The organism is Elusimicrobiota bacterium (genome assembly GCA_016218575.1).
Lineage (GTDB): Bacteria > Elusimicrobiota > Elusimicrobia > UBA1565 > UBA9628 > JACRDN01.
Window position 1 is genome coordinate 107,730 of the sequence record JACRDN010000005.1, and the last position, 22,071, is coordinate 129,800.

Annotated in this window: 19 protein-coding genes and 1 pseudogene; 8 read left to right on the forward strand and 12 right to left on the reverse strand. The window is 61.6% G+C overall.

Features of this window, described 5'->3' with window-relative positions; genetic code table 11:
• Window positions 1-161: 161 nt before the first annotated feature.
• The gene (locus HY921_01020; GenBank protein ID MBI5629444.1) at window positions 162-1,130 is read right to left on the reverse strand and encodes a tetratricopeptide repeat protein; all 969 of its coding nucleotides are present in this window, start codon (window positions 1,128-1,130) and stop codon (window positions 162-164) included.
• 79 nt (window positions 1,131-1,209) lie between these two features.
• Between HY921_01020 and HY921_01025 the strand changes: the two genes are divergently transcribed.
• Together HY921_01025 and HY921_01030 are read left to right on the forward strand one after the other, a co-directional pair.
• Window positions 1,210-1,455 carry a ferrous iron transport protein A gene (locus HY921_01025; GenBank protein MBI5629445.1) on the forward strand — a complete coding sequence of 82 codons (246 nt, stop codon included), beginning with the start codon at window positions 1,210-1,212 and terminating at the stop codon, window positions 1,453-1,455.
• A complete protein-coding gene (locus HY921_01030; GenBank protein MBI5629446.1) occupies window positions 1,452-3,431 on the forward strand; it encodes a ferrous iron transporter B in 1,980 nt (659 codons plus the stop codon). The genes HY921_01025 and HY921_01030 overlap by 4 nt, the downstream gene beginning before the upstream one ends.
• Here the strand turns inward: HY921_01030 and HY921_01035 are convergent.
• From HY921_01035 to HY921_01045, 3 genes are read right to left on the reverse strand one after another with little or no spacing between them, the layout of a single operon-like run.
• Window positions 3,417-4,892 carry a hypothetical protein gene (locus HY921_01035; GenBank protein MBI5629447.1) on the reverse strand — a complete coding sequence of 492 codons (1,476 nt, stop codon included), beginning with the start codon at window positions 4,890-4,892 and terminating at the stop codon, window positions 3,417-3,419. The genes HY921_01030 and HY921_01035 overlap by 15 nt on opposite strands.
• The gene (locus HY921_01040) at window positions 4,870-5,595 is read right to left on the reverse strand and encodes a hypothetical protein (protein MBI5629448.1); all 726 of its coding nucleotides are present in this window, start codon (window positions 5,593-5,595) and stop codon (window positions 4,870-4,872) included. Before HY921_01040 ends, HY921_01035 begins: the two co-directional genes overlap by 23 nt.
• Window positions 5,583-6,110, reverse strand: a complete 528-nt coding sequence (locus HY921_01045; protein ID MBI5629449.1) for a gamma carbonic anhydrase family protein — start codon at window positions 6,108-6,110, stop codon at window positions 5,583-5,585. The genes HY921_01040 and HY921_01045 overlap by 13 nt, the downstream gene beginning before the upstream one ends.
• Window positions 6,111-6,136: 26 nt before the next feature.
• On the opposite strand from HY921_01045, the gene nadB reads away from it, so the two are divergent.
• Complete coding sequence (gene nadB, locus HY921_01050; protein MBI5629450.1) at window positions 6,137-7,723, forward strand: L-aspartate oxidase; 1,587 nt, start codon at window positions 6,137-6,139, stop codon at window positions 7,721-7,723.
• Between the two features lie 108 nt (window positions 7,724-7,831).
• Here nadB and HY921_01055 read toward each other — a convergent pair whose 3' ends face one another.
• Together HY921_01055 and HY921_01060 are read right to left on the reverse strand one after the other, a co-directional pair.
• Window positions 7,832-8,596: a hypothetical protein gene (locus HY921_01055; GenBank protein MBI5629451.1), complete on the reverse strand. Its 765-nt coding sequence runs from the start codon at window positions 8,594-8,596 to the stop codon at window positions 7,832-7,834.
• Between the two features lie 107 nt (window positions 8,597-8,703).
• Entirely contained in the window at window positions 8,704-9,057 is a 354-nt protein-coding gene (locus tag HY921_01060) for a hypothetical protein (protein MBI5629452.1), read from the reverse strand.
• Window positions 9,058-9,106: 49 nt separating this feature from the next.
• On the opposite strand from HY921_01060, the gene uvrA reads away from it, so the two are divergent.
• Both uvrA and HY921_01070 read left to right on the forward strand, forming a co-directional pair.
• Window positions 9,107-11,956: an excinuclease ABC subunit UvrA gene (uvrA, locus tag HY921_01065; GenBank protein MBI5629453.1), complete on the forward strand. Its 2,850-nt coding sequence runs from the start codon at window positions 9,107-9,109 to the stop codon at window positions 11,954-11,956.
• A gap of 263 nt (window positions 11,957-12,219) precedes the next feature.
• Entirely contained in the window at window positions 12,220-13,509 is a 1,290-nt protein-coding gene (locus HY921_01070; protein ID MBI5629454.1) for a hypothetical protein, read from the forward strand.
• A gap of 94 nt (window positions 13,510-13,603) precedes the next feature.
• Here HY921_01070 and HY921_01075 read toward each other — a convergent pair whose 3' ends face one another.
• Window positions 13,604-14,410 carry a hypothetical protein gene (locus HY921_01075; protein ID MBI5629455.1) on the reverse strand — a complete coding sequence of 269 codons (807 nt, stop codon included), beginning with the start codon at window positions 14,408-14,410 and terminating at the stop codon, window positions 13,604-13,606.
• A 90-nt stretch (window positions 14,411-14,500) separates the two neighbouring features.
• On the opposite strand from HY921_01075, the gene hpnJ reads away from it, so the two are divergent.
• From hpnJ to HY921_01090, 3 genes are read left to right on the forward strand one after another with little or no spacing between them, the layout of a single operon-like run.
• The gene (hpnJ, locus tag HY921_01080; GenBank protein ID MBI5629456.1) at window positions 14,501-15,946 is read left to right on the forward strand and encodes a hopanoid biosynthesis associated radical SAM protein HpnJ; all 1,446 of its coding nucleotides are present in this window, start codon (window positions 14,501-14,503) and stop codon (window positions 15,944-15,946) included.
• Window positions 15,947-15,953: 7 nt separating this feature from the next.
• Window positions 15,954-17,171 (forward strand): bacteriohopanetetrol glucosamine biosynthesis glycosyltransferase HpnI, encoded by a 1,218-nt coding sequence (gene hpnI, locus HY921_01085; GenBank protein ID MBI5629457.1) that lies wholly within the window; start codon window positions 15,954-15,956, stop codon window positions 17,169-17,171.
• A 6-nt stretch (window positions 17,172-17,177) separates the two neighbouring features.
• Window positions 17,178-18,152 (forward strand): flippase-like domain-containing protein, encoded by a 975-nt coding sequence (locus tag HY921_01090; protein MBI5629458.1) that lies wholly within the window; start codon window positions 17,178-17,180, stop codon window positions 18,150-18,152.
• A 717-nt stretch (window positions 18,153-18,869) separates the two neighbouring features.
• On the opposite strand, the gene HY921_01095 is transcribed toward HY921_01090, so the two are convergent.
• The 5 genes and pseudogenes from HY921_01095 to HY921_01115 all read right to left on the reverse strand — a co-directional run bounded on the left by HY921_01095 (window position 18,870) and on the right by HY921_01115 (window position 22,070).
• The gene (locus tag HY921_01095; GenBank protein ID MBI5629459.1) at window positions 18,870-19,223 is read right to left on the reverse strand and encodes a hypothetical protein; all 354 of its coding nucleotides are present in this window, start codon (window positions 19,221-19,223) and stop codon (window positions 18,870-18,872) included.
• Window positions 19,224-19,226: 3 nt separating this feature from the next.
• The gene (locus HY921_01100) at window positions 19,227-19,844 is read right to left on the reverse strand and encodes a hypothetical protein (GenBank protein ID MBI5629460.1); all 618 of its coding nucleotides are present in this window, start codon (window positions 19,842-19,844) and stop codon (window positions 19,227-19,229) included.
• Between the two features lie 4 nt (window positions 19,845-19,848).
• Complete coding sequence (locus HY921_01105) at window positions 19,849-20,319, reverse strand: type II secretion system protein (protein MBI5629461.1); 471 nt, start codon at window positions 20,317-20,319, stop codon at window positions 19,849-19,851.
• A gap of 429 nt (window positions 20,320-20,748) precedes the next feature.
• Window positions 20,749-20,850 (reverse strand): annotated as a pseudogene (locus HY921_01110) (type II secretion system protein).
• Entirely contained in the window at window positions 20,847-22,070 is a 1,224-nt protein-coding gene (locus tag HY921_01115; protein MBI5629462.1) for a type II secretion system F family protein, read from the reverse strand. Before HY921_01115 ends, HY921_01110 begins: the two are co-directional and overlap by 4 nt.
• Window position 22,071 lies beyond the last annotated feature (1 nt).

Genomic DNA, 22,071 nt, shown 5'->3' on the forward strand with positions numbered 1-22,071 from the left:
CTCCCCAGGATTGGATCACGAGAAGACCCGGGAGAGCGGCGGAGAACAAGAAATGTGCGGGAAACCGCATACCCCATTATTGTAGGGGATGACGCGCCTTTGCGCCTGGGGCTTTGGACCCGCCGGAGATTGGGCCTTTGGACCCCCACGGCGAAAAGCCTCTACGTGAAGATTTCCAGGTGGGCGTGCAGTCCGGCTTTGCGCGAGCGCCGGCAGGCCTTGTCGAAGAGAGCCTCGGCTCGGGTGGTTTTGCCTTGAGCATGCCAGAGCTGGGCCAAGGAAACTTCCGATAAGACCATGCCGCGGGCCTCGCCCGCCTTGGCGAAGGCCTTGAGGGCCTGCTGGAAGCGCTTTTCGGCCTCCCGCAGCCGGCCTTGGTGTAGGCAAACCTTGCCCAACCCCCAGTCAACGTAGGCAAGATCTACCGCGTCCTCCAGTAGGGAGTAAAGCCGATGGGCTTTATGGTAATTCCTCTCGGCCGGTCCGAGCATTCCCCGTTGCCTCAGCACGTTGGCCAGGCCGCAATGGGCGTAGGCCCGTCCGAAAACGTCGTCGGTGCCGGCCAGAAGACGCGAGGCGCGGGCGTAATAATCCTCGGCCTCTTTAAAACGGCCCTGGATCCGGCAGGTGCCCCCGAGGCCGAAGAGGGCGTAGGCCTGTCCGGAGCGGTCCTCGGCCTTTCCGGCGTAGGCCAAAGAGGCGAGAAAAGCCTTCCTCGAGCCCTCCAAGTTCCCCGAGAATCGGAGGGATCCGCCCATGGCCCAAAGGATGTAGGCCGCCCCGACCCAATCGCCCTCCCGTTTGTAATGGATGAGAAATGGCTGAAGCTTGGCCAGGCTTTTCTTGTAGAGCCCCGCGGCCCGGTCCACCAGCGCGGATTCCAGGGTTAATTGCTGTCGTTGATCCGCGTCTTTCGCCGCCGAAGCGCTTGCGCGCAAGAGCTCGCGAGCCTCGGCGACGCCGCCGAGGCTTCTCTTCACGCTGGCCAAGGCCAAGCAGGAGTCGAACCATAGAGAGGCGCGGTCCGGGCTTGAGCTCAGGACCTTCCGGTAGAGAGGCTCGCAGCGGCTAAAATAGCCGCGCCCCCTCAAGGCTTCGGCTTTCCAGAAAAGACCCTCCAGGCTGCTCATGGCGAGATTATAGCTAAAAGAAGAGCCGGGGGCGGATCGGGTTTATTGAAATAGCATATCAATAAGAGTATAATAGGGCATGACCCTGAAAGAAGCCGCCCTGGGCGAGCCGGTCCGTATCGTCGGCTTCGAGTCTTTGAGCGCTCCGGAGACGTTCCGCCTGTCCTCCATGGGCCTGCGGGAGCAGGCCGTGGTGACCAAGCTCCTTAAAACCCCCCTGCGCGATCCCGTGGAATGCCTGATCGGCCCCCAGCTCGTCGCCATCGAGTCGTGGCTCATGGAGCGCATCCTGGTCGAGCTCCCGGTCGAGGCCTCCGCGGGATGATCGTCGCCTTGGCCGGGCGGCCCAACACCGGCAAGACCACCCTTTTCAACGCCTTGACCGGTCTGCGCCAAAGGGTCGCCAATTTCGCCGGGTGCACCGTGGAGAAGGCCGTGGGCCAGGCGAGTTGGGGCTCTGGCGATATGGAGGTCGTGGATTTGCCCGGAACCTTCTCCATCCTTGCCCATGCCGAGGACGAGAAGGTCGCCTTTAAATTCATGGCGCAATGCCTGTCCTCGGCGCGCCCCTTCCAAGTGGTTTGCGTGACGGAGGCCAGCAATCTCGTCAACGATCTTCCCCTGGCGCTCAGCCTCAAGGGCTGCGGCTATCCGGTGATCTTGGCGGTGAACATGATGGACGAGGCCGCGCTCAATGGAGTTGTCATAGATAAACCGAGGCTCGAAGAGGAGCTGGGGGTCCCGGTTTTCCTTATTTCGGCTAGAAATGGCACCGGCATGACAGAGCTGAAGAGCTTCCTGGCCGAGGCTTGCGCTGCTCGCCCATCCGGCCGAGACTTCCTGGATCTGAGCGCGGCCTCCGTGGCGGAGCTGGTGTCCATCCAGGAGGAGTCCCAGGCCCTGGCTTGGGCCGCGCTTGCGCGCGCCGTTCGCATGCCCCCATCCGCCAACTGGAAAACCCTGTCCCAGTCGATTCGCCTGGACCGCTGGCTTTTTCACCCCTTCCTCGGGCCTCTGGCCTTGGGGGCCGCCCTGTTCCTCGTTTTCCAATCCCTCTTCGCCTTGGGCGCTCCGGCGAGGGACTTCATCGCCTCGGGCCTGGCCTCGTTCTCCAACGCCTTGCGCCCCGTTCTTCCGGGAGAGCTCTTGGCAAGCCTCGTTTGCGACGGGATCATCGCGGGAGTCTCCGCGGTGGCGACCTTCATCCCGCAGATCGCCATTCTTTTTGTCCTCATCGGGATCCTGGAGCAAAGCGGTTATCTGCCTCGTGCCGGTGCCATGGTGGACAGGGCCCTTCGGCCCTTCGGCCTCGACGGCAAGGTATTCATCCCCTTCTTATCCAGCTTTGCCTGCGCCATTCCCGGGGTGATGGCGACCCGAACCATCGCCAACAAGAAACGTCGGCTCACGGCCATCCTCCTGGCTCCGCTCATGACATGCTCGGCGCGCATCCCTGTCTATACCTTGATCATCGCGGCCTTCGTCCCCTCTTCCTGCAGGATCATGGGATTCAATGCCCAGGGACTGGTTATGAGCGGCATGTACGCCTTCGGCATCGTCGCGGCTCTTCTTATGGCCTTGGCCCTGAGGGGGACCCCACTTTACGAGGCGCATCCCTCTCCTCTCACGCCGCTGCCGCCTTACCGACTGCCCCGCGCCAAGGAACTTTTCCGCTACGTTTGGGTGCGTTGCTGGCATTTTCTGGGAAAGGCCGGGAAAGTGATATTCGTTTTAAGCCTGGCTCTTTGGACCTTGGCCTCGTTTCCCAGGTCCGAGAAGGCCGTCGCTCCTATGCGTCGGGGAATCGAACTAGCCCAAAGCCTTCCCGGCCCGGCCAGAGAGGCTCGGGTCCGGGAACTGAAGGCGCGCATGGCGGCCGTCACCATCGAGAACAGCCTGCTGGGAAGGCTGGGGCGGGCCGTCGAGCCGCTGTTCAAGCCCATCGGCTATGACTGGAGGCTGAGTGTGGCCGTCATCTCGTCCTTGGCGGCGCGCGAGGTGTTCGTCGGCACGCTCGGCACGTTGTTCGCTTTGAGCGGGGAGGGTTCCTCTCCGCAGGGGCTGGTGGAGGCGCTCAGGAATTCCCGGACCCCGGACGGCTCCCCCCGCTATGGCCTGGCCACGGCGGTGAGCCTGCTGTTTTTTTTCGCGATCGCCCTGCAGTGCGTGTCCACGATCGTCGTGGTGGAGCGGGAGACTGGCTCCTGGAAATGGCCGGCTCTGCAGTTCTGCGCCTTTTTCGCCTTGGCCTATTCCATGTCGTGGGCCGGCTATCACGCCACCAAGCTATTCCTTCAGTAAATCCCGCAGACCGCCGAGAATGATCCGGGTCGCCGAAGGGCCGATGGAATTGGTTTCCTCGTAATGGGTTCCCTTGGGATGGGGAAGCATGGAACGGCTGGGTGTGACTTGGAAGTCGTACTCGGGGACGATGTAGCCGAGCTCATCGTTGGCCAGCCCGACTAGAATGAGGGAGAATTTTCGCTCCTTCAGGTAAGGCCCTTTCGGGGCCCTCGCCAGCCGCGGCGGGTTGGGGTTCTCCGCGCCGAATAAGGGATGGGAGAAGCGGTAGCGCCCATCATAGCCCCCGATGGCGAGCTCGGGAAACATCTCGCCCGGGATGCCCAAAAATTCAGCCGGCCCCAAACGGATCCGAGACACTTCCGTCTCGATCCAGGGCCTGGCGCGTTCAGGCAGGGGGAAGAAGGCGAAATGGCGCAGGGCGAGCCCCAGGACTCTCCACCGCCCCAGCCGCTCGCCTTGGGCGTTGTAAATGGGATGGCCGAAGGCAAGGTTGGGCAGAAATAGAAGGTAAGTGGAGTTCTCCACCGGGATCTTGAGCTGCCGGAAAGCGAATGCGACCTTTCCTTTCGTATGCCACGCGGCCCCGGCGAGAGCGTCGAGGCCGGCTTGGGCGAGATCCCCTCCGACTCGCTTTATTTCCTCGAACTTCGCCGGGACGCTCAAGGCGTGGTCCACGTCCGGGGTCATGAGCCCGCCCACGAGGCCCGATTGGAACACGCAGGTTCCGCCTTGGCGCGCCTCGACGGCGGCGCATAGGGCGCCGGGATAGTCGGCGCTTACCTCCAGGTTGTCCGGGCCCTGCACCTCGGGGTGGCAGGACCAGCGTAAAAGGGTGGCGATCACTTCCCTGGGTTTTCCCAGGCGCGAGATCTGGACGGCGTTTAGCTCCGGGTCTATGACCACGGGATCGCGGCTGTCGCGGCACAGGCCTCTTGGGTCTAAGTTTCGGCTCGCGGCCTTGATTTGGGCGGGGAGCGCCTGGCTTTCAAGGCGGCCAACCAATGAAACGACCGAGTCTATCAGGCGAAGGCGGTACTCGGGATCCACGCCAGAGAAGCCCGGCACCGGCCCCCAGAGGCCCATGGCGTCGGGAGCGCTGTGGTCGTGCGTGGCCGAGACGAAGAGGAATTTATCCTTCCCGTCCCAGCCCAAGCGCCGGCGCATTTCCAGGATGTCGCCGCGGAAAAGCCCGATGCTGTCCACCGCCACGATGGCCGTTGTTTTTCTTTCGTCCTTTACCAGGAGAGCCCGGGCGTAAAGGGCGTCGTGCACGCCGCGGGCCTTGCGGCCGGAACTGCCGTAGCCGGCGAGCCAGACCTTCTCCTTCCTTAAATCCGGGGTGACATCCGCTTTGCCCGCGGCGGCCAGTAAGGCCGCCGTGAGGCGGCCCGGGGTGAGCCATAGAAGCGCGAGGATTAGAGCCGCCGCGGTTGTGTTAGGCGTGTTGGGCTTGTCCATGGGGGCAGAAGGCGAGAAGGGGGCAGCTCCGGCAAAGGGGCTTGACCCGGCAGTGAAGCTTGGCCAGGGCCACCAAAAGGGCGTGAAACTCCGAATAGACGCGCGCCCTGGCCGGAAGAGAGGCGGTGAAAAATGCTTGCGCCTCGGCGTAGCCGTGATTCTTCAGCCAGCCCAGGCGCCTCCCGATGCGCAGCGTATAAGCGTCAACGACGAACGCCTTTTTCCCGGCCGCGTAAAGCAGCATGGAATCCGCGGTCTCGGGGCCGATGCCCCATATAGTGAGGAGCTCTTCTCTGAGCTCCGACAAGGGTTTCTCCAGCCATAGACCTAGGCCGTTTCCGCCGGCTAGGATATGCTTGGCGAAGGCTTGGAGCTTTTTGGCCTTTTGCCGGAAGTATCCCGAGGGCCTCACAAGTTTTTCCAACCTGGCCCGGGGAGTCCGGGCCAGGTCTGCCAAGGTCCAAATCCCCGCCGCGTGCAGATTGACGAGGGCCTTGCTGACGTTCGACCAAGCGGTGTTCTGGGTCAGAATGGCTCCCGCGCAGACTTCGGCCCGCTCGGGCTCGCTGAGGGGCCCGAAGTACCCCGGACGGTACACGGCCGCGGTCTCCCCCTTATCAGCGGGGGTTACAGGCCACCAACCCTGCGGGCCGTAGGTTTTGAGCAGGCGGCGGTAAGCCAGGGCCGGAGTCAGCCGCGGCATGGAACGGTTTGGGAAGTCTTTCGATGCTTTCGGGCGAGCTTCCGGTAGCCGGCCTCGCTCTGGCGCAGGTGCGCAAGCTCCTCGGTCTTGAGCGGCCGAACCGCCTTGGCTGGAAATCCCATGACCAGGCTTCGAGACGGGATCTTTAGCCCCTTGGGCACCAGGGCCCCGGCCGCGATCAGGCATTCCCGTCCGATCTCGGCCTCCATCACGATGGCCCCCATTCCCACCAGGCACAGGTCCCCGATCTTGGAGCCATGGACGATGGCTCCGTGCCCCACGGTCACGCCCTTGCCGATGATGGCCGGCAAAGCGCGGCGGCAATGCAGCACGGCATTGTCCTGGATGTTCGTGCCCGCCCCCACCCGGATGGCGTCCACGTCGCCCCGGAGCACGGCCATGGGCCAAATCGAAACCTCGGCTCCCACGGTCACGTCCCCGATGACTTCGCAGCTCTCATGGATGAACGCGGTCTTATGTATCCGCGGGCTTTTCCCAGCGAAAGTCCTGATCACGGCAATATTATATTATTTACTTCCGGATGAAATACCACTCCGATTTCCTGGTCCTGGGCAGCGGCATCGCCGGGCTTCTGAGCGCGCACAAGCTCTCGGAGCTCGGTTCCGTGCGCGTCGTGACCAAGAAGGAGGCGGCCGAGTCCAACACGAATTACGCGCAGGGCGGCATCGCCGCGGTCATGGACCCCTTGGACAGCTTTGAGAGCCATGTTCAGGACACCTTGAAGGCCGGGGCCGGACTTTGCGACGAGCGGATAGTTCGCTTGACGGTGGAGGAAGGCCCCGAGCGCATCCGCGAGCTCCAGGAATTAGGGGTTCGCTTCAGCCGCAATAAAAAGTCCGCGGACCTTGGGCTGGAGGCCGGGCACTCCCAGCGGCGCATCCTCCACTCCGGGGACATCACGGGCCGGGAGATCGAGAGGGCCCTGCTCCGCCTGTGCCGGGATAATCCGAAGATCCGATTCTTCGAGGATCACCTGGCCGTGAACCTGATCCTGGATGAGCAAGGCCGCGCCCGGGGCGCCTATGTCATGGACCGGCGCGGCGGGGCCATCCACGCCATGACGGCCCAGGTCGTCATCCTGGCCACGGGAGGGGCAGGGAAGGTCTACATTTACACCTCCAATCCCGACATCGCCACGGGAGACGGCATGGCCATGGCCTACCGCGCCGGGGCCACCTTGGCCAACATGGAATTCGTGCAGTTCCACCCCACCTGCCTTTACCATCCGCAGGCCAAGTCCTTTCTTCTTTCGGAGGCCCTGCGCGGAGAAGGGGCCAGGCTCCGCCTCGAGGGCGGCAAGGCCTTCATGAGACGCTACCACCCGGACGCGGAGCTGGCTCCCCGCGACATCGTGGCCCGGGCCATAGACTCGGAGCTTAAGAGGTCCGGCGACGAGTGCGTCTTCCTCGACATCACCCACCGCCCTAAATCCTTTCTCCTCAAGCGCTTTCCCAACATCTACCGCAAGATGCTGGGCTTCGGCCTCGACATGGCCGAGTCCCCGATTCCCGTGGTGCCGGCCGCGCATTTCTTCTGCGGCGGCGTGCGCACCGACGAATACGGGATGACCGATGTCCCCCGCCTATTCGCCGTGGGCGAAACCGCCCACACCGGGCTTCATGGCGCCAATCGCCTGGCCTCCAATTCCCTTCTTGAGGGCTGCGTCTTCGCGTATCGGGCGTACCGGCGCCTCAAAGAGGACAGCGGCGCTCTCGACCTTCCCTCCTTCCGTCCAGCCCCATGGAACCCGGGCAACGCCGTGCCCTCGGACGAGGCGGTGGTCATATCGCAGAACTGGCATGAGATCCGCAGGCTCATGTGGGACTACGTCGGGATCGTGCGCTCCGACAAGCGCCTGGAGCGGGCGCTGCGGCGCATGAAGTTGTTAAACGAGGAGATCCAAGAGTACTATTGGGACTTTCTCCTGACGTCAGACTTGGTGGAACTCCGGAACATCGCCGAGGTCGCCACGGCTATGATTCTTTCCGCCATGAAGCGCAAGGAAAGCCGCGGCCTGCACTACAACCTCGATTATCCCCGCCCGCTGAAGTCCGAGCGCCGGGACACCTTGCTTTCCAAGAAAGAAGCCGTTGCGGCCCACGACTAGGGCTGGTTGTATATCAGTTATCCACAAAAACTTCCCGGGAAATTTTTGTGGATAACCCCGATTCAGTCGCGTCCATTTGTTGGCTATAATCGAGCGCAGCGCCGGATTTTATAAATTGACGAGTACGGCGAAGCCGTCGTGATCGCCGGTGGTCTCGGTGGGAAAGTCCTTGGGAACGGCGTTCTCAAGGGGAATGGGTTGCCCAATCGTCGCGCGCGCGAAATCCCGCATCTTCCGCGCGAAAGTGTCGCGGGCCTGTTGAAACGAGATATAGGAGTGGAGCGGGGCGTCCTCCCGGCTGAAGGCTCCAATGACATAATACGCGCCATGGGAGCGTATCGGCCCGAATAGGCGCCCATGATCGTTCGGCCAAATGCAGTCGTTATCAGCGTATGCTCGGCCTTCCTCTTGCGGCCGCTGCGGCTGGCGATGCCGCGAGGGGCCAAGATAGGCCTCATAGCCGCTGGAATGCCCGCTCCTGGCGGAAAAGCCTGCACGCTCTAGTGCGGCCCGCAGTTTCTCATCGGCGGCCGCCATCGTCTCCGCCCGGATCCGGATTATGACATTGATGGGCTCATCTATCTGCACGTTTGGCCCGTAGCCCCACTTTAGCCAATGCGCGACGCGACCATCGGCGCCGATCATCCACTTGCCGATCGCGGGCATGTCGGGCGGCTGCGCCCTATCGTAGGGCCAGGCCCATACGAGAGTCGGTCGGGGGGATGGAATAGGGATTGAGCCTGGGCTGGGTTCCGCCTCCTTGGCCGATTGTTGGATGCGATGAAAATTCAAGTATGAAAAATCCGTTTCTGTTGCAGCCGCTGCCGCATTCGAGAGGCAGAGAATGAGTGCTAGTTTAAGGAAGGTATTCATAACTTATTAATTATAAAGCAGAGGGTGCTTTATGCCTGGGGCTTTCGGCCTATACTTTCCGAGACTTTGGACCTATTTTAAGGTAAGCAGCCTCGCCCGGCTCTCGGCTATAATCGAGCGGAGCGCCGGATCTGCTCCCATGGCGCCAGGGCGAGGGCCTGGTCGTAGGCCCGAAGGGCGTTTTTTTTGTCGTTGGCTTGCAGGCGCAACGAGGCCAAAGTCATATAGGCCGGCAGGAACCCGCGCTCGAGGCGTACGGCGGCCTCGGCATGTCGAAGCGCCTCGTGGGCTTGTCCCGCCAAGGCGAGGCATACCGCGGCGTAATACTGCCGGCTGTCCTCGTCCAGGACGGGAGGCTCATGGCTCTGCGGCAGGACCACTTCGGCCCGCTGGAAGGCCCCGATCGCGGCCGCGGCAGCCGCGACGAGGATAAGAGCCAGAGCGCCATGGCGCGAATCCATGGGTTAATGATAAAATTAGAAATTGAGCCAAACAAGCTAAAAAAGCGCAGTGGACAAGATAATCATCAGAGGGGCGAGGCAGCACAACCTCAAAAACATCAGCCTCGACATCCCGCGGGGAAAGCTCGCGGTGATCACGGGGCTGTCTGGTTCCGGCAAGTCGAGCCTGGCCTTCGACACGCTCTACGCCGAGGGCCAGCGGCGCTATGTGGAGAGCCTCTCGGCCTACGCCCGGCAGTTCCTGGAGCTCATGGACAAGCCGGACGTGGACTTGATCGAGGGCCTGTCCCCGGCCATCTCCATCGAGCAGCGCAATCCCTCGCGAAATCCGCGTTCGACGGTGGCCACCGTGACCGAGATCTACGACTACCTGCGCCTGCTCTACGCCAAAGTGGGTCTCCCCCATTGTCCGCAATGCGGCAAGAGGGTGCGGCGGCAATCGGCCCAATCCATCGTGAGCGAGGTCCTGCGCAAGCACGCAGGGCAGAGCGTGGCGATTTATTCCCCCCTCGTCCGCGGCCGCACGGGAACCTACGAGGAGCTTTTTAAGCGCTTGAAGCGCAGTGGATTTGCGAGCGTGCGCGTCAACGGCAGGGCCCTAGACCTCGACAATATTCCCGCGCTTTCCCGCTACCAGAAGCAGACCATAGAGCTGTTCATCGACAAGCTCAAAGTCTCGGAAAGCGAGAAGCAGCGCCTGGCCGACTCCGTGGAGATCGCGCTTAAGGAATCCAAGGGCCTGGTGAAAGTCGAGCCCTCCCAGGCCCCGCAGAACGGGGCCGTAATGAGCGAGCACCACGCCTGCCCGGATTGCGGCTTGAGCCTTCCCGAGCTCGAGCCGCGGCTTTTCTCCTTCAACTCTCCCTATGGGGCCTGCCCCGCTTGCGACGGCCTGGGCTCTAAGACGGAGGTGGACGCGGCCTTGGTGGTGCCGGACCCGTCGCGCTCCATAGACGAGGGAGCCATCCTCGCCTGGTCGGATCCCGTCACCACCCGCACCAATCGCTGGAAGAAATCCTGGTCCGGCTACTACGGCGAAATACTCGAGCAGATCTGCCGCCAGCACGGCATCGCCATGGGCCTGCCTTGGAAAGACCTCCCGCCCAAGCACAAGCAAATCATCCTGCATGGCGGCGGCACCTACAAGCCCCATTGGGCCAAGAACGACCAGGAGTTCGAGGGCGTGATCGCGAACCTCGAGAGGCGCTGCCAGGAAACCGAATCGGATTTCGTCAAGGGCGCCATCGCCGAGCGCTTCATGCGCAAGAAGCTCTGCCCGGCCTGCCGCGGCGCGCGGCTCAAGCCCGAATCTCTTGCGGTCAAGATCGGGGGGTGCGGCATTACGGAATTGTCGGGGCTCTCCGTGGGGAAGGCCTGCGAGTTCTTCAAGGCTTTATCCCTTTCCGAGCAGGAAAAACTCATCGCCAGGCAGATACTGAAGGAGATATTGGCTCGTCTGGAGTTCTTGGCCAACGTTGGGCTCGAGTATCTGACCTTGGACCGCGCCTCCGAGACCTTGGCCGGGGGCGAGGCCCAGCGCATCCATCTGGCGACCCAAATCGGCTCGGGGCTGACCGGGGTCCTTTACGTTCTCGACGAGCCCTCGATCGGCCTGCACCCCCGCGACAACACCCGCCTTCTGACGACCTTGAAGCGCCTGCGCGATCTCGGCAATACCTTGGTCGTGGTCGAGCATGACGAGGAGACCATCCGCAGCGCGGATTGGATCGTGGACCTGGGGCCGGGGGCCGGGGTTCACGGCGGCTCCATCGTGGCCCAGGGGCCTCTCGAGAAGATTCTCGCCTCCTCGAAGTCCCAGACCGGAGCGTATCTGCGCGGCGAGGCCAAGCCCCTGCCGCGTTTTCTCGACCGCAAGCCCAAGGGCGCTTTGAAAATCATGGGGGCCGGGCAATTCAACCTCAAGGACATCGACGTGGAGATTCCACTGGGACTATTCGTCTGCGTCACCGGGGTCTCCGGCTCGGGCAAGTCCACCTTGGTCCATGAGGTGATCTACAAGGCTTTGGCCCAGAAGCTCCACCAAGCCAAGGACCCGCCGGGCAAGCACAAGGGGGTCAAGGGCCTTGAGCATTTGGATAAGGTCATCGTGGTGGACCAATCCCCCATCGGCCGCACCCCCCGCTCCAATCCCGCCACCTACACCGGGCTTTGGGGTCCGATCCGGGAGCTTTTCGCCATGCTGCCCCTCTCCAAGGCCAAGGGCTACAAGCCGGGCCGCTTCTCCTTCAACGTCAAGGGCGGGCGCTGCGAGAATTGCTCTGGCGACGGCACCTTGTGCATCTCCATGCAGTTTCTGCCCGACGTCTACGTGCAATGCGACGAGTGCCACGGGGCGCGCTTCAACGAGGAAACCCTTTCGGTGCGCTACAAGGGCAAGAGCATCGCCGAGGTCCTGGCTTTGAGCGTGGAGGAGGCCCTCGAATTCTTTTCCTCTTATTCCTCGATATGCCGGGTCTTGAGGACCTTGGACGACGTGGGCCTGGGCTATATCGCGCTGGGCCAAAGCGCTGTCACGCTTTCAGGAGGGGAGGCCCAGCGCGTCAAGCTCGCCTCCGAGCTCTCACGCCGGGACACGGGAAGAACCCTTTACATCCTGGACGAGCCCACGACCGGCCTCCATTTCGCGGATGTGGCCAAGCTCCTCGAGGTGCTCCACCGTCTGGTCTCCAGCGGCAACACCGTGCTCGTGATCGAGCACAACATGGACGTCATCCGCACCGCGGACTGGATCGTGGACCTAGGTCCCGAGGGCGGCGACCGCGGAGGAGAGCTCGTGGCCGCGGGCACGCCCGAGGGCGTGGCCCGCAATCCCTCCTCCCACACCGGGCGCTACCTTAAGGCTCTTCTGCCGCAGCATGCCCGCGTTCCTGGGCCATAAGCAGACCTGCCCCAAGAAAAACAAGGCAGATACGAGGATTTACGCGTTCGCGTATAGGTCTTTCGACCCATATTTTGCAGTAGGCCTTCTGGTTCTTATGCATGCCCCAACGACCCCTGACGAATATGAGAGTCCAGGACATAATATCAACGCATGACATTGGGCATCGAAGTGGCTGGACGCTTCGACAAGAAGTAGCGGATCGCTCAGAGGGATTTGAAAAAGTTTTTCAAGATCCGCTCAGGTGTTTAACTGGAGGAGCCATGAAGTCAAGAAAGCAGTCTCGATCGTCAAATCAAAATCTCCCGACGTCGCTTGCGCTTGCGGCGATCATTATTCTCAATGGGACGATTCATGCTGGCCCGACGGCGGAGAACCCCGGCGTAGCTTTCAGAAGCGCGATAATTGAAGCCGTCGGCGGAATATTACAGTCGGTTCCTCCGCCTTGGCATGCCGCCATCGGCGACTTCCTGAACGTTCCTTCATATCGCGCCGCAAACTTGAGGCAAGCTATTTCGGCTCTGCCAGAGCCAACGCCTCAGGAGGCTGAGCGTGCCCGCCTTGACTATGGGGCCCGGGGGCAGGGTTTCCCCGGCATGCAGGATTTTGTGGCAACCAGGGCCGCTGAATTTGTAGCGAAGTTGAGCAATCCCACGCCGCAAGAAACAGCCGCTCTCACGGCGAGAGTCGCTGAACTTAACGCCATTATGGCATCCCACCTTCCAGAAGAAGAGCGAAAGCGGCAGGATGAATTGAGGGAGAAGATGGAGCGCATGGCCGAAGCTTTGGACCGCGGACTGCTTGTCCCGGGAATCGCCGAGGCTGTAAAGCCCCCCCAGCCGGCCATTCCTTTGTGGCAAAAAATCCTTCCTGAATCATGGCGGTTGCGGCGTTATCGCCATGGAGACGGGTCAGGCGTTGTAACGAGGCGGGTGGATGTGCCCGCCCCATCTAATAGTCAAAATGCAAAGATGGCCGCCGCGACTTCTTTGGGAGAACTAAAAAAATTCCCGATAGGAGAAAACGGGCAAAAATTGATTGAAGCCATGGAGACTGATAGTTTCATTGTTTTAAATCCGCATGATCAGGAAATCGGTTCTAATCCATTTTACCGTCTCAGGACAATGGAACCAATAGCGCGAATACTCCAGCGTGGAATCGCCAGCATAACTCGAACCACCTATCAATCGAGCCAGCATGCTCAAGCCTGGAACGTCGGCTATGACATGGTTCGATACGAGATTGTCCATCCCGACGGGGCTAAATCTTTCATCGACGCTTTCAGGAAGTCCGACAATCCTTATGACCACATGATGGGAGGCGTAGATTTGAGACCGACTTACCACAGTATCTTGATTTCTGATGGGAACGGTCAGATGACAGGGTACCTTTATAAGAATGGGGAGCTAGAACAGAACGGGGCGATTTCCCTTCAAGAGGGATTGACCATGGCGGAAAGCTTTGTGAGCCTGTCCATGAAAAAAGGCGGGCTCACACAGTTCGAGAATCCGAAAGAGATTTCAACTCCCAAGCCTGAAAGCCCGCCCAGGTGAAGCGGATCGCATTCGTGGCCTATAACGACTCTAAAACAGTGGCGCTGCTTGAGAAGGCTTTGGCGACGCCCTGCCGGGCGTGGCTGAAATAAAATCAATGGCTGGCACCCAGCCATTTCTTCCAGGCTTCCTCGAATTTTGGGACGGAGCGGTAGCGATAGGAGAGCCAGAGGCTTTCCTTGAGGCTTTTGCCCGAGCGCAGGTAGGAGCAGAAGCTCTTGAACTTGAAGCTGGAGTTCTGGCGCGTCAGGAAGTAGACCAAGGAGTAGCTCTGCGTGTACCAGATCTCGATTTTCGGGTTATTTTTGACTTGAGCCGCGTTTAGGTCCTCGCCGGGGCTTGTCCTCTCGAGTTCGGCCATGGAAAAATACGACCTGGGAGGCAGGTTTTGCATGGCCGAGTGCCAGCCAGAGCTTCTGGGAATGTCTCCCGCCTCGGCCTCCTCCACCATGGCCAGGCCCTCGTTGAGCCAGGCCGGAGGGCGGCCGGCTTTTCCCCAGAAGCTCTCGAAGATGAGGTGGGTGAGTTCGTGGGCCAGGACGGAAAATAGCTTTTTCTTGTCCCTTCCCTCATGGACCGCCACGGCCCTTTCTTGTGGGATGGCCAGGCCGTTGGACCATCGCGGCGGTTGGAACCGACCCTTGAGGTAGGAGGCTCTGTCCTTGTAAATATAGACCTTGACCCGCTCCGAGGACATCCAGGGCGCCATGGAACTCAGATCCCGGCGCAGGCGGGAGTGGAGATTCTCAAGGCCCAGGCTGAATCCGCCCGAAAGCCAGGGATTTTCATGAAAAACGCTGAAATGGAAGGAGTCCGACTGGCGCCATTCGCCTTCGCCGGCCCGGGCGGGGGCCGCCGTCCAGAGCGCCAGAAGGACAGCGAGGGCGCATGGAAGCCGCACCGGCGGAGTGTAGCAGATAAAGCAATTGTTAGCCAGGAGAGGTATTTGCTAAAATTACCGTTCAAATAACGGAGGAATATGCCCGCGACCATGAGAACGCTGTTCTTGAACCCCCCTTCTTATTCCGGCTTCGACGGTGGTGCTGGCTCGCGCTACCAGGCCCGGCGCGAGATCAAGTCTTTTTGGTATCCGACGTGGCTTGCCCAGCCCGCGGCCATGATCGAAAACTCGAAGCTCATCGACGCTCCCGCCGACGACTTAAGCCTCGAGGAAGTTCTCCAAAGGGCCAAGGGCTTCGAACTCTGCGTGATCCATACCTCGACTCCCTCCTTCGACAATGACGTGAAGGTGGCCGAGGCCCTGAAAAAGGCCTGTCCTGGTCTCAGGATAGGCCTTGTGGGAGCCCATGTGGCGGTGCTTCCCGAGGAGTCCCTTGGAGCCTCCCCGGCGCTCGATTTCGTGGCCCGGGAGGAATTCGATTACACCCTCCTGGAAGTGGCCCAAGGCAGGCCCTATTCCGAGATCAGCGGCTTGAGCTTCCGGGAGAACGGCTCGGTCCGGCATAATCCGGACCGCCGGCTCATCGAGGACATGGACGCCCTGCCCAGCGTGGTGGACATATACAAGCGGGATTTGACCGCGGAGAACTACTACATAGGCTACCTCAAGCACCCCTATCTCTCCCTTTATACCGGAAGGGGCTGCCCCGCCCGCTGCACCTTCTGCCTCTGGCCTCAGACCGTGGGCGGCCACGTCTACCGCACCCGCAGCCCGCAGAGCGTGGTGGCCGAGATGTCCAAGGCCAAGGAGCATTTCCCCCAGGTCAAGGAATTCTTCTTCGATGACGACACCTTCACCGCGGATCTTTCCCGGGCGGCCGAGATCGCCAAGGGTCTGGGCCGGCTCGGCATCACATGGTCCTGCAACTCCCGGGCCAATGTGCCCCGCGAGTACCTCAAGATTTTCAAGGAAAACGGCCTGCGTCTTCTCCTGGTGGGCTACGAGTCCGGAAATCAGCAGATCCTCAACAACATCAAGAAGGGAGTCCGCATCGACATCGCCCAGGAGTTCACGCGCAACTGCCGCAAGCTCGGCATCGTCATCCATGGGACCTTCATCCTGGGCCTTCCCGGAGAGACCAAAGAAACCATGGAGGACTCCATGCGCTTTGCCTGCGGGCTCGACGTGGACACCATCCAGGTGTCTCTCGCCGCACCCTATCCCGGCACCGAACTCTACCGCCAGGCCATGGCCAACAAGTGGTACGACGCGGACGCGCTGGTGCGCAACGACGGCACGCAGTCCTGCACGTTGCAGTACCCGCATCTTTCCTCGGCCGAGATCACGGCCGGGGTCAAGCGATTCTACACCAAGTTCTACGCCCGGCCCAAGCCCATCGCGCGCATGCTCGCGGGCATGATCAAGGATCCGCTGGAGCGGCGCCGAAGGCTGCGGGAGGGGCGCGAGTTCCTCGATTATCTAAGGGGCCGCACGAGGGCCCCGGAAGGATCGGAGACCGCCGCCGCGGCTTCTTGAACCCTGAATGGACTGGGAAATCATCGGCGCCGTCCTTCTAGGCGCCCGAATCGTTGGCGAGGGGTTCTTGGCGCCCTTGGCGCGCTTTACGGCCCAGTTCTCTCTGGCCTTCACCATAGTCTCGATTCCTGCGGCTTACTTCCTCCTCAGGCGCGGCATGGCGCCACCTAACCCCGCCTTCGAGCCGCCGGTCACGATACTCAAGCCATTGAAGGGCGAGGACCGCGAGCTTTACGAGAACCTGCGCAGCTTCTGCACCCTGGATTATCCCCAATTCCAGGTGGTTTTCGCCCTGGATTCATCGGAGGATCCGGCTCTGCCCACGCTCCTGCGCCTGCGCGAGGAATTCCCCTCCCTGGACATGGAGATAGTGATCTCCAAGAACCGCATCGGCTTCAACCCCAAGATCAACAATCTCTCCAACACCGCCGCCTTCATCCGCCACGACGTTCTGCTCATGTCGGACTCGGACATCCGAATAGCGCCGGATTTCCTTAAGCGCAGCGTGGCCCCCTTGCGCGATCCTCGGGTGGGCCTGGTGACCTGCTTTTATCAGTCCGCCGTCCCCAAGGGCCTCTGGGCCGGGCTCGAGGCCCTTTCGGTCAACTGCAATTTTCTCCCGCAGGCCTTGACCGCAGGCGCCTTCGGGATGCGCTTTGCCATGGGGGCCGCGATGCTCATCAGGAAATCTGTCTTGGAGAGGACCGGGGGCTTTCAAAATCTCTCCGCGCATCTGGCCGATGACTATGTCCTGGGAGAATCGGTGAAGGCCCTGGGCCTGGAGATTGCCTTCTCAACCGTGGCCGTGGACTCCATTCCCTGCATTTCGAGCGGCCGCGAGCATCTCGAGCACCAGGCACGCTGGGCCAGGACCATTCGCCTCTGCCAGCCGTGCGGTTATTTCGGCGCAGTGCTCCTGCACGGCTTTTCGCTTCTTACCATCAAAATGCTCTTCTTCGGAGCCTCCTCGGGGGATTGGCGGCTGGCAGGCGCCCTGCTGGCGGCCAAGGCTCTCAATAAATTGGCGGTGGCCCGCCTGTTGGGCGGAAGGCAGAGCCATGCCTTCCTGGCGATCCTTCCCCTCAGCGAGTGGATAGCTTTTTGCGCGTGGCTGTCGGGATTCGGCTGCGGCCGGGTAAGCTGGCGAGGCCAGATATACGTGGTGGAGGCCAAGGGAAGGCTCGTCCCCGCCGAGATGCAACAGCCCCTGGCCGTGGAGAACTAGGGTTTCATGCGCTGGTTTCGGCGGGCGATTCTGGCGGCGGGCCTGGCCACCATGGCGCTCCTCCTGTGGCGCTTCGAGCCGGCTTTGGTCTGGGCGCGGATCCGCGGTCTCGGGTTCGGATTCCTGGCGATCTTGGCCTTCCAGATATTCGACCATATGCTCAACGCCTTGGGCTGGCGGTTCGCTTTCTCCGGGGGCGACGCCAAGGGGATCCCCTTTCTGGCGCTGATTCGCGGCCGCGTCGCCGGGGATGGAGTTAATTATCTCACGCCGAGCGGGACCATCGCGGGCGAGCTCATCCGCCCGGGCCTGCTCGTGGGATTTGCCCCCGAGCCGGTCCGCAACGCGAGCGTGGTGGTCGCCAAACTTTCCCAAGCCTTGGGCCAGGCTCTCTTCATCCTCCTGGGAATGCTGTTCGTCATTAACGGCAAGCTGAACCTCCTTTCCGGGACCCAACGGGCCTGGGGCATCGCGGGTTCGTCGCTCCTAATCGGCCTGATAAGCCTCGCCGTTTACGTCATGGCACGCAAGCTCCCCAAAACCGGGAAGCTCGCCGAGCTGGGGGGACAGCTCCAAGATTATCTCGCCCGCCATCCGGGGCGTTTTTCCCTCTCGATCCTGTTTTTTATCGCGGGCTACGCCTGGGGAGCCGCCGAGGTCCTGCTCATATGCCATTTCATGGGGCTGAGCCTGTCGGTGACCGCGGCCTTGGCCGTGGAGATATTGTCGAATCTGATAGATTCCCTATTCTTCATGGTTCCGGCCAAGGTGGGCACCCAGGAGGCCGGCAAGACGGCTATATTCCACGCCCTTGGCTATGCGCCGGCTCAAGGCCTGGCTTTCGGGCTGATCAGGCACTGCCGGGAAATCCTGTGGGCGTGCTTGGGCCTGCTTCTGTGCCTGGGTCGCGGGAGGGAGGACTCCCCTCTTCCAGCAAGCGAGCCTCGGCTGAGCGCAAGGCCTCTCGCACCCGCGGACTGAGCAAGGCCTTGAGCTCGCTCAAAGTGTGGTGGGTCGTGGTCGGGGCGCTGTCCACCTCCGATTCGGGATCCGTCGTTGGGTGGAAATAGATTTCAGTCAGGCCCTCGGGGAGGTTCCGGAGCAGGAAAACCAGGTAATCCTCCTTCATGAGCCCCGAGCGCAGGAGCCCGAAGGTCCTCTCGGGAATCACGAGGCCCTTGCCCTCCCGGAGCCTCAGATACGCCCCCAACAGAGAAAACACCACTGCCAAGGGGCCGATGGCGAGCCATGAAGACGGCTGGTAGCGCCCGCACAGGGGCATTTCCCCGCGAGGCAGGCGGGTCCGAGGGATTCGATATTCGCGGCAGAGGCGCGCCAGGACCGGGAAAATGGCGGGATGAACGTGGATGTTGAAATGCCCGTCCACATGGGAGGGTGCTAGGCCAAGGGAGAGGAAGCGCTCGATCTGGCGCCTGATCTCGGGTTCGATTTTTCTCCGAAAGGCGGGCAGGAAGAAATAGCGCAGGCCCCACAGGGCAGGCTGCGAGCGGCAAAGCTCGAGATGCAGGCCTACCCCCAGGCCCGGGTTTTTCCTGGCGATCTCGGCGGCTTCGGCGGCGCCCTCCCTGTCGACCATGAGGCTGGCGTGGCGCAGGACTCCCTCCTTGTAGGCCTTGAGGACCGCGGCGTTGATCCGCCGGTCATAGCCGAAATCGTCGGCCGTCAGGATGAGGCGCTTCAAGGGGATGTGATGGTGAGCTGGCAAAGGCTGCCGGAGAGGGCGGCCACCACGGTGGCATCTCCAGGGCTTGTGCAAGTGCAGGAGCAGGTGCCGGGGGATGTCGTGCTGGCCGGAGAGCAAGTGTAGCCGCTTCCGCTCACGTTGGAGCAGACGATGTTGACGCTGTTCCATGAAGAGACGAGCCTGGCCATGGCGGACTCTGCCGATTTCTTGGCCGCGGAGCCCTCCTGGGCCCTGGAAATCAAGGTGTGGCGGAGAAGGAGCATGCGCAACAGCCCCGCGGCGATGATGGAGGTGATCACCGCTATTACCAGGACATGGATGAGAACCGAGCCTTTCGAGCGCGCCATGGATCAATCGTAGGTGTTGAGGTAGTTTTTGCGCATGCCGATCTTGGTATTGATCTTGTAAGCCGCGGGATTGGGCACGTTCGCGGTCGGGGTCGAGTTTCCGACGATGTAGTGCATCTCCACCCCGCCCACGTCCGAGGCCCTCGCGAAATAATACGAATAATTGTCCATCAGGTAAAAGTTCTGGTAGACCACGGTCTCGAAGGTTCCTGACCCGCAGGAGGCGGGAGCCGTGTAAGGGCAGGTCGTTCCCGAGTAGCGCAGCAGGCTGTTGCTCGAGTCCACGCAATAGTAGAAGGAGCTCACGGCAAGGGTTGAGTCGACGCTGGCCCCCCCCGGCGGGCTCAGGGCCATGGACCAGTTGGCGCAGGCGCTGAGGACGTTCCCGGTGGTCGAGGAATAGGAGGGAAGCTCGAGATGGGTCGCCTCCTCGATCTCCTTCTGCATCCGGGACAGGGCGAAAAGGGTCTGCCCGGAGACCTTGCCCTTTCGCACGCCTTCATACTGGTAGCGCAAAATCGACGAGGACAGGGAAATGATGCCCAAGAGGACCGCGATCGAGAGGACCGCCGCGATCAGGAGCTCGATCAAGGTGAATCCCCCCGCCTTGCGTATTTTCATGGGTTTAGGGCTCCGTCCAGCTCACGGTGACGTTGACCAGGGGAACGGTTCCGTTGGCCACGCTGTAGGCCTGGGGGTAGGATACGAAATAGATCGCGCGCGCGCTGTAGGGCGTTGCCTCGAACCAGGTGGGAAGAAATCCCGTCAAGGTATGGGAGCCCGTGGTGAGGGCGTAGCAGTTGGTGCTGGCGTCTGGGCAGGTGTCCACGATGCTTCCTGAGGTCATGGACCATTTGTTGGAGCCAGAGCCAGGCCCGGCGATGATGGTGCTGGCGGGGTCGGCGGTGATGTAGGCGTTGAGCTTGGCGGCCAGCTCCCGAGTCGCCTGGTTGGCCACGATTTTCCTATCGTTCTTGACCTCGCCCTTCTTGGCGGACAAGGCCACGCTCATGATGGCGGCGACCATGATCGCGCTGATGAGCATCGCCACCACCACCTCTACCAGAGTATAACCCGAACGGCCGTCGTTGGACATAAATCATTGCACGGGGGTCGGAGTGGACGTTCCCTCGGTGGCGATCACGCCGTTGGACTGGACTCCGTAAGCCCAGGTGTTGTACGGCGAGATGCTCGTGCTGTTGGTTCCGGAAGTTTTTCGCTTGGCGCAGGCCACGTAAGAGCCGCTCATGGACTGGCAGCCGCCCGCGGTGCCGTCGGCAGTCGCGAAAGTGTAGTGCTTGGAGGTCCAATCCTGGGCCGCGAGGTACTTGCAGGCCACCAAGGCGCAGGCGGTGTAGGGGCCTGAGGTGGGGCAGGAGTCTCCTGCGTTGCATCCCGTTGCTGTGGTCGACAGGGTGCCGGTGGTGTAGGTGCTGACGTGGTCTAGATAGAACATGCGGTTGGCGGCCGCGAGCATGTTGCTCACGGCCACCGCGTCGTCGGCCCTGCTGGTTTCTATGGACTTGAGGTAGGAGGGAACGGCCACCAGGGCCAGCACGCCGATGATCGTGATAACGACCAGCAGCTCGACCAAGGTGTAGCCGCCTTCGGCGTTTCCAGGCATCATTTCCCTCCGAAAGTGGACAGCTTGAATATGGGCAGGAACACGGCCAGGACGATCACCCCGACGAGCCCTCCAATCCCGACGACGAGAATGGGGTCTATGATGGCTGTGAAGCGCCGGGTGAACTGGTCTATCTGTTCGCGGTAGAAGTCCGAGAGGGTCACCAGCATGTCGGGAAGCTTGCCGGACTCCTCCCCCATGTACATCATCTCGGTCACCAGGGGCGGCAGGACCCCGGTCTTGCGGAAGGCCGCGGAGATGGCCTTGCCGCTGGCCACGTCGTTCTTGACCGACTTGAGCAGGCGCTGGAATATGATGTTGTCGCCAAAGACGCCCTCGAGGACCGAGATGGCGTTCAAGATGCTGACACCGCTCTCTATCAAAGTCGAAAGGGTGGTTAGAAGCCGCTCCACCATCAGGTTCTTGAGGAAGGTGCCGAAGAACGGGACTCCGAAGATCAAATTCCAGCGCATCTCCTTGCCGGTTTCGGTGGATGTGTAGGCGTTCCACATAAAGCCAATGCCCATCACGACGAAAATGACCTGGGCCAAGTGGTGGACCAGGAGGTTCGAGATCATGATGATGACCTGCGTGAGGACGGGAAGCTTTACTTGGAAGCTGTTGAAGATTTCGGCGAATACCGGAACGATCTTGATGATAAAGAACGCGAGTACGCCCAGCGAGAAGGTGGCCAGCACCGCGGGATAGGCCAGGGCCGTGATGACCTTGCCCTGGAGCTCCGCCTGGGCCGACAAGTAGGCGGCGATCTGCTTCAAGACCTTGGGAAGCTGACCGCCCATCTCGCCGGCCTGCACCAAGGAGACCCAAAGGGTGTTGAATATGCGGGGGTGCTTCTCTAGGGCCTTATAAAGCGCCATTCCCCCCGCCACGTCCTTGGTGACTTGGCCCAAGGCCAGGTGCAAGGCTTTGGAGCTTGAATGCTCTCCCAAGAGAGAGAGGGCTCGCACGAGGGGGACCCCCCCGTTGAGCAAGGTCGCCAACTGCTCGGCAAGGAATACAAGATCCCGGATGCCGGCCTTGCCGCCGGACTGCTTGCCAGCACCCCGGGCGGTGGAAGTCGTGGATTTGTCGGCGGACAGAGACAGGATGAAATAACCCTTGGCTTGGAGGCTGTTGATGGCCTCGTTTTCATCGGAGGCCTCCACCACGCCGACGCTGGTGTCGCCCTTGTTGTCTTGGACGGTGTAGGAGAATCGCCCCATG